The sequence below is a fragment of the Sphingobacteriales bacterium genome, from assembly GCA_016699615.1.
Classification (GTDB): Bacteria; Bacteroidota; Bacteroidia; order Chitinophagales; family JADIYW01; genus JADJSS01.
Genome location: CP064984.1, coordinates 1123482 through 1138986 on the forward strand (window position 1 = coordinate 1123482; position 15505 = coordinate 1138986).

Genomic DNA, 15505 nt, shown 5'->3' on the forward strand with positions numbered 1-15505 from the left:
AACTATAGGTAAATACAATAAAAATGAACGAATCTGACTGTACAACCTTAAGATTATCAGGACTTGAACCTTTGATAATTACACCTCAATCTAATTTCATTAACATTGGAGAACGTACCAACGTAACTGGCTCTAAAGTCTTTTTAAAGATGATAAAGGAAGAACGCTACGAAGATGCACTTTCAGTAGCTTTAGATCAAGTTCGTGGTGGTGCTCAAGTACTTGATGTAAATATGGATGAAGGTATGATAGATGGTGTAAATACTATGGTTACGTTTTTAAATCTCATTGCTTCAGAACCTGATATTGCACGTATTCCAATCATGATAGACTCTTCAAAATGGGAAATTATCGAAGCAGGACTAAAATGTGTACAAGGAAAATCTATTGTCAATTCTATTTCATTAAAAAGTGGCGAAGAAGAGTTTATTAAACAAGCAAAATTGATAAAAAAATATGGTGCTGCTACAGTAGTAATGGCTTTTGATGAAAATGGACAGGCAGACAATTATCAAAGAAGAATAGATATATGCAAAAGAAGCTATGATATCTTAGTTAATGTAGTCAAATTTAATCCTAATGATATTATTTTCGATCCAAATATATTTCCAGTTGCCACAGGAATGGATGAACATAAAAACAATGCCCTTGATTTCTTTAATGCTACAAAATGGATTAGAAAAAACCTAAAAGGTGCGCATGTTTCTGGTGGTGTTTCCAATGTATCATTTTCTTTTAGAGGAAATAATGTAGTTAGAGAAGCTATGCATTCAGCATTTCTTTACCATGGTATACAACATGGAATGGATATGGGCATTGTAAATCCTTCGATGCTTGAAGTGTATGATGATATAAATAAAGAACTATTAGAAAAAGTAGAAGATGTATTATTAAATAGACGTGATGATGCAACAGAACTTTTATTAGAATATGCAGAAACCGTAAAAGGCACTGCAAAGAAAAAAGAAGAAGATTTAACATGGAGAAATCAAAGTGTACAAGAGCGACTAAAATATGCACTAGTAAAAGGAATTGTAGAATATATTGATGAAGACACTGAAGCTTGTAGACAACAATATAGTAGACCAATTGAAGTAATAGAAGGACCATTGATGGATGGCATGAATGTAGTAGGCGATTTATTTGGTGCAGGAAAAATGTTTTTACCACAAGTAGTAAAAAGTGCACGTGTAATGAAAAAAGCAGTTGCATTTTTACAACCATTCATCGAAGCAGAACAACAAGGTGGTGCAAGAAAGCTAGGAAAAATATTATTAGCAACTGTAAAAGGCGATGTACATGATATTGGAAAAAATATTGTTGGTGTAGTTTTAGCATGTAATAATTTTGAGATAATAGATTTAGGTGTAATGGTGCCTGCAGAAAAGATTTTAGATGCAGCAATTGAGCATAATGTTGATATAATTGGATTGAGTGGTTTAATTACACCATCATTAGATGAAATGGTAGATGTTGCCAAAGAAATGGAGCGTAGAAATATAAAAATTCCATTGCTAATTGGTGGCGCAACAACATCAAAATTGCATACAGCAGTAAAAATAGAACAGAACTATTCTGGAATAACAATACATGTATTAGATGCATCACGAAGTGTGCCTATTGCTACACAATTAATGAATGTAGAAGACACAAAGAAACTTAAGATCCAGATTCAAGAAGAATATGAGCAAATGCGTCAGCGTCATTATAGTAAGCATACAACTAAGGACTATATTTCTATTGATGAGGCAAGAAAAAATAAAACTGTAATAAATTGGGCAAATTACACACCACCAAAACCAACTTTTTTAGGATTAAAAACTTTTGAGAATTATGATATTGCCGAATTACGCAATTATATAGATTGGACACCATTCTTCCAAGCATGGGAACTACATGGCAAATATCCAACAATATTAGATGATAAAATTGTTGGCGCAGAAGCAAAGAAATTATTTGCAGATGCAAATGTTATGTTAGATAAAATTATTCAAGAAAAATGGCTAACAGCAAAAGCAGTTATTGGCTTCTTCAAAGCAAATACAATAAATGATGATGATATAGAAATTATTGCCGATAGTAAAATCATTACATTACACCATCTACGCCAGCAACTAAAAAAAGCAGATGGTTTGCCAAATATATCACTTGCAGATTTTGTTGCTCCAATCTCATCACAGAAGGAAGATTACATAGGTGCATTTGCAGTAACAGCAGGAATTGGCATAGAAGAAAAAATAAAAGAATTTGAAGCACAACATGATGACTATAATTCTATCATGATAAAAGTACTTGCTGATAGATTAGCAGAAGCTATTGCTGAGCGCATGCACGAGCGTGTACGTAAAGAATTTTGGGCATATGATAAAACAGAAGACCTTAGCAATGATGAATTAATAAAAGAAAAATACAATGGAATTCGTCCAGCACCAGGCTATCCAGCATGCCCAGACCACACAGAGAAAATTGCATTGTTTGATATATTAAATGCAACAGAAAATGCAGGCATTACACTTACAGAAAGTATGGCAATGTACCCAACTGCAGCAGTAAGTGGTTGGTATTTCTCGCATCCTGATAGTAAATATTTTGGAATAGGCAAATTAGCCAAAGACCAAGTAGAAGACTATGCTAATAGAAAGAACATGCCAATAGAAAAAACGGAACGTTGGTTAGGTAGCATTTTAGGGTATTAAACCTTCCTTTTTCGCTCTCGTCTTTTCATATAGTCTAAAACAGCATCTTTGGTAGTTAGCCAATTTCTGCTATCTTTATAAGCATCTATTTTACCTTGTCTTGCTAAAAGACTTACATACTCTTGTCCGTAAGGAACTCCAGGCTCTGATACAATATTACTAATAGGCTGATAATCTTCGTAAGTATTATTTAAGTTAGATAAATAAATATCCAAAGAACGTTCTACTGATTGTATTACTAATAATAATAACTTACTATAGTTTCCTTTATTGGCTAAGTTTAATGCAGTATAATATTTTTTTCTATCATTCTTTAAAATAATAGCTGGTGGAAAACCTGCTTGCATCAATAATAGATTACTTATTAAACGCACAGTTCTTCCATTGCCATCAAAAAATGGATGTATCCACACAAAACGATGATGAAAAATTGCATTTTTTACAATTAGATTTAATTCTGAATGATTATTCCAATAAATCAATTCTTCCATTAAAGTATTTACTTTAAGTGCATTTGGTGGTATGTAATTTGCACCAGCAATTCTTACACCACCAGTTCTATATCTTCCAGCAAAATCTTTTTCTATTTTTTGTAGAACTAAGTTATGTGTTTCCATAATATCGTATGTATTTAATTTATACTTATCCGATATTAAATTTTCTATAAAAACAATTGCATCTTGATGATTTACAGCTTCGAAATGTTCTCTTAATGATTTCCCTTTAATTGTAAATCCTTCTTCAATTATCAATTTGGTTTCTTGTAATGTAAGTGTATTTCCTTCTATACTATTAGAATTATAAACCCATTCCAAGTTTAGGCTTTCTTTTATTGATTTTAATTGATAAGCTGGAATCGGTCTAAAAGAATCTAACAATAGCTTTTTCTGTTCTATTCTTTGTAGATATTTATCTAAGCCATCAAACTCATATGGATAGTTTTGCCATTCCATACTACAAAAATACTATTTTTTATTAATATCGGCTAGCTATATTTAATTATTTATCCGATATTAGTATCATTTTACAAAACTTTCTAATTAAATAAGAAATTTCTATTCTAAATACTATAAAAGAAATGTAAAAGAAGATTATTATTTATAATGCTCGTACATGTAGTGTATCATACCATCACCTAGGCCTACTTTGGGTACCATCAATGATGAAATATTTGCATGGTTCATTATAAACTTAAATATTTTTGCTGCTGGTACTATTACATCAGCTCTGTCTGGTCGTAAGCCAAATTGTATAATTCGTTCATCTATACTTAGATGTTCTAACTTATCTAGTGTGTTTTGTATATCATGCTCATGCACAAAAATAGATTTAGCTTTAGCAAAACTTTTTTGTATTGTATTGATATTTCCACCAACACCAATGCCTTGAATATGCTTATACTTTGTGCTAATTTCTGTTAGCCATTTTTGCATCAATCGCCATTGCTCTTTTTTGTCATTGCCCATACTTATTCTAAGTGTGCCTATATTGAATGACTGCTTATCTATTGTCTTGCCTTTGCTTAATAAAATTAATTCTGTACTTCCACCACCAACATCGATATACAAATAATTGTGATGGTGTTTTAAGTCTAATGTTTCAACATGATTAGATAAAACAAACTCTGCTTCTCTATGTCCAGAAATAACTTCGATTTTTATTCCTGTTTTTTTGAATACTTTCTCAACAATTACTCCAGAATTTTTTGCATCGCGCATAGCTGATGTAGCACAAGCCATAACTTGTACTGGCTGATGAATAGCTATTAAATGCTTATAAGCTTTCATCGTAGACAAGATATCTTTTGTTTTCTTCTCAGAAAATTCTCCATTAATGAATGCTTCTTCACCTAATCTAAATGCTACTCTATACATGGCATCTTTTACATATTGCACACCATTTTCTGTTTCGTATACATTTACAAAAATTAGCCTTACAGCATTTGATCCTATATCTATTGCAGCAAATTTCATCTAATTAGAATTCTAAATCTATTGTATCTAAATGTTCGCAACAATGTTTTAGTAATAGAATTGCATTTGCAATATCTTCTTTATGTGCCATTTCTATTACTTGGTGCAAATGTCTAGTTGGAATTGATATTGCTCCAGCAACAGCACCTGTTTTTCCCATTCTTTGAATACCTGCAGTGTCTGTGCCACCCATTGTAAGCAATTCAGGTTGCCATTTAATATTATATTCAGTTGCTATTTTCTTTTGGAATTTTACCATTCTGTAATCGCAAATGGTACTTGAGTCCATAATTTTTATGGCAACACCATTACCTAGTTGTGTTACTTGCTCTTCTGGTTTTGAACCTGGCAAATCGAATGCAATGGTTGTATCTAATCCAAAACCAAATGTAGGATTGATATTGTGTGCAGCAACATTTGCGCCACGTATACCTACTTCTTCTTGTACTGTAAAAACACCATATATATCATAAGGACAATCTTTTAAAAGCTTTAGTGTTTCTATTAAAATATATACAGCAACTCTGTTGTCTATTGATTTACAGTTTACACAATTGCCCATTTCAATTAATGTACGTTCGCGTGTAATTGGATCACCAATTGATATATTTGATTTTACTTCTTCGGCAGACATTCCTAAGTCTATAAAATAATCTGAGATGCTTGCTGGTTTTGCTCTTTCTTCGGCAGTCATTATATGAATTGGCTTACTGCTCATTACACCAACTACATCTTTTTTACCGTGTACTATTACACGCTGTGCAGTTAATGTTTTTGGATCAAATCCGCCTAATGTATGAAATCTTAGAAAGCCATTTTCATCTATATGTTTTACAATAAAACCTATTTCATCCATGTGTGCAGCAATCATCACACGTTTGCTACTATCTTTACCTTTTTTTATTGCATATAGATTACCTAAGTTATCTACTTCAGTAACTACGTCTATATTCTTTAACTCTTCTAAAACTAATTTTCTTACTTGTTGTTCGTATCCAGATGTGCCTGGTGTTTCGCAAATTTTTGCTAAAAGTTTAACGTTTATTTCCATATCTAAATATATTGAACAAAATTACTAAAATAAATGCATATACTTAAAATTTTATACCTTTGCGAAAAAAACTTATGGCATTACCAAGTGTATTTCAAGAAAATATTGTAAATCAATTAAAAGAAAGAATTGAGAAAGTAACTCCTGAAACAAAACCAATTTGGGGAAAAATGAATGCTACACAAATGTTGGCTCATTGTAATGTAACTTATGAATATGCATTTGATGAAAGAAAAGATAGTCCTAATTTTTTGGTGAAAATAATGCTTAAAAAATTTGTAAAACCAATAGTTGTTAGTGAACAACCTTATAAAAAAGATTCAAAAACTGCTCCTGCATTCATCATAACTGATGAGCGAAATTTTGACAAAGAAAAACAAAGACTTTATACCTACATGGATAATGTTTTAAAGAAAGGAACTTCATTTTTTGAAGGGAAAGAATCTGTGTCTTTTGGTGTATTAAATGCTATTGAATGGAACAATATGTTTTACAAGCATCTTGACCATCACTTGCAACAATTTGGTGTATAGTTTTAGCTATCTCCTCTTAGTTTTCTGTATCTTTTTCTTGCTTCAATACTGAAAGTGCTGTCTTTATAATTCAGAATTATTTTTTCATAATAATTCTTTGCTAGTTCGTCATTGTACAAATAATATTGATATAGTTCTGCTATGTAAAACAAGGCATTGTCTATCAAAATATCATCACTAAAATTATCTTCTATTTTTAATAAATAGTCTAATGCTTTGGTATATTGTTGTTCGCTTCTTTCTATCTTATAAAATAAATAGTATACATCGTCTTCTAACGATGAACCTTTGTTTTCTTTAATAATTTGAGTTAATGTATCTTTTGATTCTGCTTTTCTATTTTGAAATTGTAGCATATCTGCTTGCGCAAATTGGATTAAAGCAATATCTGTTTCATCTGTGTTTAGATTATCTAAAATAAAAACTGATAAATCTATTGCATCGTTGGAAATATATTCTGTTGTATTAGCTTTTATGATTTTGAGTTGTGTTTGTGCCCATTCAAAATCTCCTTTAAAATAAGATAGTCTGGCATTTCTATATTTTGCATCTTCACCAAGTGGTGTGCCTTTCATATCTTTTTCTACTTGTGTGTATAATAGTCTAGCATCCCATGGGTTGTTTTGTATTATATAGTAATCGCCCAAGCTAAGTTTAGCCTTTGCTAATAACTCATTATTTATTTTTGGTTGTTGAATAATATACTCTATTCTACCTATTGCAGAATCTGTTTGGTGTAGATACAAAGCTTCTAGGTTAGCAAGTTCTATTATTGCATCAAAAGTATTTTCGTTGTTTTGATGTTGATTAATGAATGATAAATAGGTATCTTTTAGTGATAATATATCTTCTGTATTGTATTTTGATTGTTGTAGTAGTTTTTCTTTTTTCGCGTTGATTAAGGCTAAACTTGCATTTAAGAACCAATAATTATGTGTTCCTTTATTAATTACATATTGAAATCCTTTTATTGCTGCATTATAGTCTTTTTGTTGCATTGCTGCATTTGCAATTCTCATTACGCTTGAGCCATCACCATTTCTTTGCATATCCAGTGATTTTGCTTGAATAATTGCGCCATCAAAATCATTGCGATGCATATACAACCAAACCAGAATATCTTGATACACTAATAGTGTTTTATCTTTCCCAACTCTTTGTAATAATGATTTTTCAATATAATCTTTTTTCTCTTCTGTAGTCATTGCTGTGAGCAAACCATTGTAAATTGCATTTAGATTATCTGTTTGTGAAGTTGCTTCATCTAAATATGCTTGAACCATACTATTAAAATCATTTTTTAATAGATAAATATTTGCAATTTCTAGATTAAACAGTTGTTTATTTTTCAGCAATTCCTTTCCTTTTATGTAACATTTAAAAGCTTCATCGTATAATTGCGATTGAATAAATTTATCTGCTATATTTTTAATTTGTATTGTACTATTAGGTAAGTCTTTTATTATTTTGTCGTACAATTTATTGGTTTCATTAATTTTATTTTGATTTTTATATATATCTGCTAAATCTATTAAATAAATACTATTATTTACTGATTTTTTATAAGCTGATTTTATCATCTTTTCTAATGCTACATAATCATTTATTTTTAGTAAAACATCCAAATACTCTTGGTAATACATTAAGCCTTGGTCTTCATTAAATAATTCAGCATAGTATTCTGCTGCTTTTGCAAACTCTCCATTTTCTGCAAATTGCCTTGCTAAGTAATGATTGTAATTTCCATCTTGTGCATTAGATAGAAAGAATGACAAAACAATAATGAGTAATATTTGAATTCGTAGCATTATAACAATTAAATATACAAACTTTAGACTAAGATTGTTATTAAAATTAGTTAATTAGATTTCTATTAATTAGATAAAATATACGTTTCGCCTACGTCTAATATTTTTAAATCTGCTGATAAAATATTGTCATTTTTCTGTTGTGCTGTTATTTTTATTGGCTCTGATGCTGGTTCATCACTCAAATCGTAAGTGCCATAATGCATTGGAATAAAATTTTTCACATTCAATTCATTGCTTGCATGCACAGCTTCTTGTGGTGACATGTGTGCCCACTCCATAATGTATTTTGGTTTGTATGCGCCAATTGGCATTAAGGCAACATCAAAATATTTATATTGTTCTTTTATAGTTTTAAAGTGGTGTGCATAAGCTGTATCTCCTGCGAAATATATTTTCTTTGTATTAGAACATATGGCAAAACTACCCCAAAGTGTTGTATTAAAATCAAATACATTTCTTCTGTTCCAATGTTTGGCTGGCAGAAAATCTATTTCTATTTTTTCAGTAATATACTTTTGCCACCATGCTGCTTCTTGTATTTTTTTAAATCCAATATTGCTTAGCATATCATAGAAACCTAATGGGCACAATACTTCTACATCTTTATTATACTTTAAAATATTTTTTAAAGAAGGAATATCTAAATGATCTCTATGTCCGTGAGACAGTAAGATGTAATCTATATTTTGTAAGTCTGCAATATTGCATGGTAATGCATGTCTGCGATGCATGCGTATTGGTGCCAGATTAAAGAAAACTGGATCTGTAATAATGCGCACATTATTTATTTGAATATAAAAAGTTGAATGCCCTAACCATACAATTTTATCTTCTTCGCCTTTTGTTATTTCATTATTGATAATAACATTTGGTGCGTATTTATCCTGTTTTTTTTTGTCTCTTTGTGGATTTCCATTAAACATCCACTTGACTAAATTTTGGTATGGGATTTTTTCAATCTTAGTATCAAACACAAATTGACCATCAATATATAAGTTTCCTTGTATATTGTCTCTTATAAACTTTAAGTTTGGATTTGATTTATATTCTGGCATTATTATAATAACACTGCAACGCCTGGTAATGTTTTTCCTTCAAAATACTCGAGCATTGCGCCTCCACCTGTGCTTACATAGCTTACCTTATCTGCCAAATTGAATTGATTGACTGCTGCTACGCTATCGCCACCACCTACTAAACTAAATGCGCCATTTTTTGTTGCCTCAGCAATAGCTAATGCAACTTGTTTGGTACCATTTTGGAATGTTGGCATTTCAAAAACACCCATTGGTCCATTCCACAAAATAGTTTTTGCATTCTTTATTACTGAAGTAAATTCTTGAACTGCTTTTTCACCTATATCCAATCCCATCCATCCAACTGGAATATTGTTATTTTCTGCTATTTGTGTATTTGCTTCGTTGTCAAATTTATCAGCAATAATACTATCTGGTGGCAATAATATTTGTACGTTCTTTTGTTTTGCTTTTTCTAAGATTTCTAATGCCAATGATAGTTTATCTTCTTCTACTAATGAGTTTCCTATTTTGCCACCTTGTGCTTTAAAAAATGTATATGCCATGCCACCACCAATGATGATTTGATTGGCAATGTTTAATAAATTTTCTATAATTAATATTTTATCAGAAACTTTGGCACCACCCAAAATTGCTACTAATGGTTTTTCTGCTTGTTTGAGTACTTTATCTGCATTTTGTAATTCATCATTCATTAATAATCCAAAGCATTTTTTATTATCCTCAAAATAATTGGCAACAATTGTGGTGCTTGCATGTGCTCTATGTGCTGTGCCAAATGCGTCATTTACATAGATAGTTCCATGTTGTGCTAATTTCTTAGCAAAGTCTGCATCGCCTTTTTCTTCTTCTTTATAGAATCTTGTATTTTCTAATAATAAAACTTCTCCGTTTTTAAGTTGTGATGATGATTGTAATGCGTCATCACTAATACAATCATTAGCAAATTTTACTTCTTTTTGTAATAAAGCTGATAAGTGTGCTACTATATGTTTTAGACTAAATTTTTCATAATCAATAGTTCCATCTTCTTTTAATTTTTTTAATGGACGACCTAAATGTGACATCAATACAACTCTGCCGCCATCGTTTAGTATTTTCTGGATTGTTGGCAATGCTGCTCGTATACGTGTATCATCAGTAATATTAAATTGTTTGTCTAATGGCACATTAAAATCTACACGAATAAGTGCTCTTTCATTTTGGAAATTGATGTTATTGATTGTTTTCAATTTTTATTAAGTATTTTTAAAACAATAGATTTATTTTACAATTGTGGCTCCGAATAAATAATTTTATTAGACGAATGAAGTTGTAATTTTGCATTTATCTCAAACCCTTGAATACTATCAATAATAGATTCATTTGCATTATATTGCCATATTAGATTGAAATTATTTTTTTTGATTGCAAATATTTTATTTACTGTGTTAAAGATTATAGTTGAATCTGTGCCTAACATTGAAAATCTTAGATAACCACTTATTCCTCCTGGATATGTAAAAAAGTTATTGTCAAATTTTTCTGATACTAATGCAATTTCTCCATCAGAAATATTTCTTTTAACTACTTTAAAACTGTCAGTAAGAAAATAACAATATTGATTATCTATAGAATATGTTTGTAAATATTTTGAATCCGTTGTTTTTGTCCAAAGCACATTACCATTATCAGTATTTATTAATGAAATTTCATTATTTGTATTTGAGATAATAGATTTGTTAGTATATATGTTTATTGGATCATATATTTGTGCAAGACTAAATTTTTGCCAAATGATACTTCCGTCTCTTTTATCAATGCAATTTAAAGTATTAGAGCTATGATACATAATATGATTGTTATATATTGAAAATTCAGGTATGCCTGCTATCCTTTTTTTCCATATTGTACTGCCATTAGTTTTATTTAAGCAATAAAGAGTATCATAACCTTTAAAATAGATATTCTGTGTATCATAAAATATTGATATAGGAGAGTATATTGAAATTTTATTTTTCCATATTTGTGTATTTGTAATTGTATTAATGCACGTTAATGTTCCTGACGAATCTAAATAAGTATTATTTCCATCATAAATCAAATAAGAAGCAATATGAGATTTATAAAATGTTATATTCCCATTGTTAATATCATAGTTAAATACTGAATCGATAACAACATAATCTCCAGTACTATCATCATATATTCTATCAGATTTTGCCAAATATATATTATTGTCATTATAAAAAGAATAAATATATCCAAATATACTTCGAGATATATTATGTTCTTTTACTAAAGTTCCTGTTTCTCCATTTATATTTAATATATATTGTGTCATTCCGTAGCTTCCTATTTGAGAAGTGAATAATAATTTTGTATTTTCTAAATCATTTCCAGTAGTATCAACAGGAATAGGATTTTGTGATACATTGCTTTCTGGGTTACATGAAATGTTAATTAAAAAAGAAAATAATAATAATGAAATAAGAATTAAAAACGGTTTTTTCATAAATATATCTTTAAGAATTTATATAATGCAATATAGAATATATTTTCATAAACTCAAAATTATGGCTTTTAAAATTACCTATAATATAGTAGTTATTTAGAAAAATGCTTACTAATATTGGAACTAAAAAAAAATATGTCTTTATTCTAACTTTATTATATGTAACACAAACTAATAATAATATACTAAACATTGTATAACTAATACTTCTTGTAATATCTTCAACTGTATACATATAAAGTAACTGTGATATATAAAATACAGAAAATAACGCTACATATAATACTTTCTTTTTTGTTGAAATATTTATATATATTATAAAAAACAATACACATAATACAATTCCTTTATATGTGTAAACGATTGGAGTGACTATATATTTTATATTTTTTATAAATAAAATTATTTCACCTAATTGAAATGTCTGAATAATTTTTAATCCAAAAAAATACCCCAATACAAATCTTAAAATAGCATACAACATTACTATAAATACATATGTTATGATATTCTTGCACAAATATTTATAGTTCTTTTCTTCTAATATATTGTGGTTTAAAATTATAAAAACACTTACTGAAGCAATAATTGATCGTTCATCTACAAAGAATGATAAAAAGAGTAGACTATATTTAATTATATAATTATCAATAATCAACACCCACAACAACAATAAAAATGCTATCGAATCGAAATAAGGAAAAAGTTGAGTAAATGAATTTGTAAAGTAAGTAAGTGAAAAGAGTATTACAAAACAATACGAGTGATTTCTTCTAATACCATATTTCAAGAAAAACTTATGCAAAGAATATAAAAAAATTGGTTGTAAAAGAAATTGTATATATATCATTTCTTTTACATTTAAATTAAACACTTTACAAAATATTGGCACAAACAATCTGAACGAAGTATTATAAAAATGATTGTCTAAACCTGAATAATTATTTGTAATTACATTTACTTGACTAAATGGATGAATAATTACTAAATCATATATTTGATATGCTGATTTTAGAAAAAATTCCCAATTGTAATTTGGAAAACAAAAACAAAATGAAAAAATGGAAATAAGAAAAACAATTAAAAATTCATTGTTTTTTATTTTTTGAATAATTTCTGTCATTCAAACTTTTTATGGTTTATAATTTGCTGCTTCTAATATTTTTTGACTTTCTTTATTGCTAATGAGTTGTTTTAATGTTGTATTAGGATTGTTTTTCATATAATTTCTAATAATCTGCCAGCCTAGCCACGCACCTACTCTTCCTGGTGATGTTTCTGGCATTCCGTATGTGCTTGGTGCATCTTCAACATATTTTATATAGTCAGGTTTAGTTTCGTACAGTAGTTTTTTATCTAAGAAATATCCCCAAATTTGTCTTTGGTTGTTCTCGCACCACTCATATTGTTGTTTTGTATATCTTATAATATCTTCTTGTTTGGTTTTGGGCAACATACTTTCTATAAAATATAATATTTTGCCATATACTATTATTTTATCTAACAAAGTTGATTGTGCTGATGGTGCATCAATTTGGTTGGTTGCCATGACATTCATAGCTTGTATTGCTAAAAATGGCTTATCTAAACTATATAATTGGTAATCGTGAAAGAAGTTTGGATAGTAAATATATTTTGGCCCTAAGTAATCATCGATACAAATACCTAATAAACTATCGCCGAAAGTAAATGCTGGAAATCCTGCAAATTCTGTAATACATGTATAAACTTTTGGAATAGGTTTTTCTGGAAAATAGCTTTTAAAATTTACAAATGCTTCTGTCAATTCTTTTTCTAAAAAATCTAAATTAGGATATTTTTTCATTACACTATCATACAAACCAAGCATATTTGGTTTGGTGATAAAATCTCTGACAATTTGTTGTTGTTGTGCATCGTTTCCCATTCTAGGAAATTCCATTACAAAATTGTAATAGGCATTAAACATCATTGGATGTTGTTGTTGTAATTTTTTTAGTTCGCTAGGAATATCATTAGGATTCATAGCGTACCAATCTTTTTCAAAACGATAGATTTTGATATCAACTTCTGATTTTTTTACTTCTATTTCTTTCTTTGGTTTGTTTTTCTGCTGCTCGCAAGTACATGAAGAAATAAGAAACAAAACAGTAGTAATGTATAAGAAATACTTAATTTTTGCATCTATAATTTTTCACAAATGTAAAGAATAGATTTCTTAATATTGATTTTAGAAACAAAAAATAACTTATTTTTAGGCTATGAAGATTGCATTAGCTCAGCAAAATTATATGATTGGAGATTTCGAGGGAAATTTTCAGAAGATAAAAAACGCCATTGAAATTGCTATTACACAAGCAGCAGATTTGATTCTATTTCCAGAATTGGCAATATGTGGTTATCCTCCACGTGATTTTTTAGAATTTAATCATTTTATACAACAGTGTGAAATTGATATACAAAAAATATGTGCTATTGCTCAAGATAAGATTGCTGTGGTAGTTGGTGCGCCATCTCGAAATCCAACTAAGAATGGAAAAGATTTGTATAATTCTGCCTATTTCATTGCTGATGGAAGTGTACAATATATTGCACATAAAACCTTATTGCCAACTTATGATGTTTTTGATGAGTATAGATATTTTGAGCCAAATACTAATTTTAATTTAGTAAGCTACAAAGGAAAGAAAATTGCACTTTCCATCTGTGAAGATATTTGGGATACTGGCGTAGAAAATCCATTGTATAAGATAAATCCTATTGCTGAATTGGCAAAAATGCAACCTGATATTTTATTGAATCTATCAGCATCGCCGTTTAATTATAGACAAGCCAAAAAGCGTATTGATGTTGTAAGAAACAATGCTACTCAATTTAATATTCCTGTTTTTTATTGTAATCATGTTGGTGCGCAAACAGAATTAATTTTTGATGGTGGCAGTATTGTAATGGATGCCAAAGGCAATCTGATTGATGAGATGGCATATTTTGAAGAACAAATTTCTGTTTATGAATTAAAATCATCTTCGGAAATAGAAAAAACATTTTCTACAAAAACAAATCAGCATCAACCTACAAAAAATGAGATACAATTGATACATGATGCTTTGGTTTGTGGCATTAGAGATTATTTTAAGAAATTAGGATTTAAGAAAGCAATTTTAGGCTTAAGTGGTGGTGTAGACTCAGCATTGACTTTGGTTTTGGCTGTGCGTGCATTAGGTGCAGAAAATGTTTGGAGTATTTTAATGCCTTCGCAGTTTTCTACCAATCATTCTGTAGATGATAGTTTGAAATTAGTGGAGAAATTAGGTTCGCCACATAAAATTATTCCAATAAAAGAAGTATTTGATGTATATGAAAATATTCTTAGTCCACATTTTGACAATAAGCCATTTGATGTAACTGAAGAAAATTTGCAAGCAAGAATACGTGGAAACTATTTGATGGCATTGAGCAACAAACATGGTTATATTTTGCTAAATACTACGAATAAAAGTGAAGCTGCTGTTGGCTATGGTACTTTGTATGGTGATATGTGTGGTGGCTTGGCTGTATTGGCTGATGTATATAAAACTCAGATTTATAAAGTATGTGAATACATCAATGAGCAGGAAGAAATAATACCTAAGCATATACTAACAAAAGCACCAAGTGCAGAACTTAGACACGACCAAAAAGACTCTGATTCTTTGCCTGATTATGGTGTATTGGATAAAGTTTTGTATGAATATATTGAAAATAGAAAAGGTCCAGATGAAATTGAAAATATTTTAGGATATGATGATGCGTTGGTAACAAGAATTTTAAAATTGGTGAATAGAGCAGAATTTAAACGCCACCAAACGCCACCAATTTTGAGAGTATCGCCGAAGGCATTTGGAAGTGGAAGAAGATTGCCTATTGTTGGGAAATATTTGGAGCAATAATT

Annotated in this window: 11 protein-coding genes; 3 read left to right on the forward strand and 8 right to left on the reverse strand. The window is 29.5% G+C overall.

Annotation, left to right across the window (positions count from 1 at the left end):
• Window positions 1-23 precede the first annotated feature (23 nt).
• Window positions 24-2696, forward strand: coding sequence for a methionine synthase (metH, locus tag IPK18_05285; GenBank protein QQR98925.1), 2673 nt, complete (start codon window positions 24-26; stop codon window positions 2694-2696).
• Here metH and IPK18_05290 read toward each other — a convergent pair.
• The 3 genes from IPK18_05290 to IPK18_05300 form a co-directional block, all read right to left on the reverse strand.
• Entirely contained in the window at window positions 2693-3649 is a 957-nt protein-coding gene (locus tag IPK18_05290; protein ID QQR98926.1) for a Fic family protein, read from the reverse strand. The genes metH and IPK18_05290 overlap by 4 nt on opposite strands.
• Before the next feature lie 141 nt (window positions 3650-3790).
• Window positions 3791-4669, reverse strand: a complete 879-nt coding sequence (locus IPK18_05295; GenBank protein QQR98927.1) for an ethanolamine ammonia-lyase reactivating factor EutA — start codon at window positions 4667-4669, stop codon at window positions 3791-3793.
• 4 nt (window positions 4670-4673) lie between these two features.
• Window positions 4674-5720: a M42 family metallopeptidase gene (locus IPK18_05300; protein ID QQR98928.1), complete on the reverse strand. Its 1047-nt coding sequence runs from the start codon at window positions 5718-5720 to the stop codon at window positions 4674-4676.
• 74 nt (window positions 5721-5794) lie between these two features.
• Between IPK18_05300 and IPK18_05305 the strand changes: the two genes are divergently transcribed.
• On the forward strand, window positions 5795-6253 hold the full coding sequence (locus IPK18_05305) for a DUF1569 domain-containing protein (protein ID QQR98929.1): 459 nt from the start codon (window positions 5795-5797) through the stop codon (window positions 6251-6253).
• Between the two features lie 2 nt (window positions 6254-6255).
• Here the strand turns inward: IPK18_05305 and IPK18_05310 are convergent, their stop codons facing one another.
• The 5 genes from IPK18_05310 to IPK18_05330 form a co-directional block, all read right to left on the reverse strand.
• Window positions 6256-8061, reverse strand: a complete 1806-nt coding sequence (locus IPK18_05310) for a tetratricopeptide repeat protein (GenBank protein ID QQR98930.1) — start codon at window positions 8059-8061, stop codon at window positions 6256-6258.
• Window positions 8062-8126: 65 nt separating this feature from the next.
• A complete protein-coding gene (locus tag IPK18_05315; protein QQR98931.1) occupies window positions 8127-9119 on the reverse strand; it encodes an MBL fold metallo-hydrolase in 993 nt (330 codons plus the stop codon).
• A gap of 2 nt (window positions 9120-9121) precedes the next feature.
• A complete protein-coding gene (locus tag IPK18_05320; GenBank protein ID QQR98932.1) occupies window positions 9122-10333 on the reverse strand; it encodes a phosphoglycerate kinase in 1212 nt (403 codons plus the stop codon).
• A gap of 35 nt (window positions 10334-10368) precedes the next feature.
• A complete protein-coding gene (locus tag IPK18_05325; protein QQR98933.1) occupies window positions 10369-11595 on the reverse strand; it encodes a PQQ-like beta-propeller repeat protein in 1227 nt (408 codons plus the stop codon).
• 1132 nt (window positions 11596-12727) lie between these two features.
• A complete protein-coding gene (locus tag IPK18_05330; GenBank protein ID QQR98934.1) occupies window positions 12728-13720 on the reverse strand; it encodes a hypothetical protein in 993 nt (330 codons plus the stop codon).
• Window positions 13721-13835: 115 nt separating this feature from the next.
• Between IPK18_05330 and IPK18_05335 the strand changes: the two genes are divergently transcribed.
• Entirely contained in the window at window positions 13836-15503 is a 1668-nt protein-coding gene (locus IPK18_05335) for an NAD+ synthase (protein ID QQR98935.1), read from the forward strand.
• The last annotated feature ends 2 nt before the right edge of the window (window positions 15504-15505 follow it).

Excerpts from the sequence above, each read along its gene's own strand:
- metH (QQR98925.1), top strand. The coding sequence starts at position 24 with ATGAACGAATCTGACTGTACAACCTTAAGATTATCAGGACTTGAACCT.
- IPK18_05290 (QQR98926.1), bottom strand. The coding sequence starts at position 3,649 with ATGGAATGGCAAAACTATCCATATGAGTTTGATGGCTTAGATAAATAT.
- IPK18_05295 (QQR98927.1), bottom strand. The coding sequence starts at position 4,669 with ATGAAATTTGCTGCAATAGATATAGGATCAAATGCTGTAAGGCTAATT.
- IPK18_05300 (QQR98928.1), bottom strand. The coding sequence starts at position 5,720 with ATGGAAATAAACGTTAAACTTTTAGCAAAAATTTGCGAAACACCAGGC.
- IPK18_05305 (QQR98929.1), top strand. The coding sequence starts at position 5,795 with ATGGCATTACCAAGTGTATTTCAAGAAAATATTGTAAATCAATTAAAA.
- IPK18_05310 (QQR98930.1), bottom strand. The coding sequence starts at position 8,061 with ATGCTACGAATTCAAATATTACTCATTATTGTTTTGTCATTCTTTCTA.
- IPK18_05315 (QQR98931.1), bottom strand. The coding sequence starts at position 9,119 with ATGCCAGAATATAAATCAAATCCAAACTTAAAGTTTATAAGAGACAAT.
- IPK18_05325 (QQR98933.1), bottom strand. The coding sequence starts at position 11,595 with ATGAAAAAACCGTTTTTAATTCTTATTTCATTATTATTATTTTCTTTT.
- IPK18_05335 (QQR98935.1), top strand. The coding sequence starts at position 13,836 with ATGAAGATTGCATTAGCTCAGCAAAATTATATGATTGGAGATTTCGAG.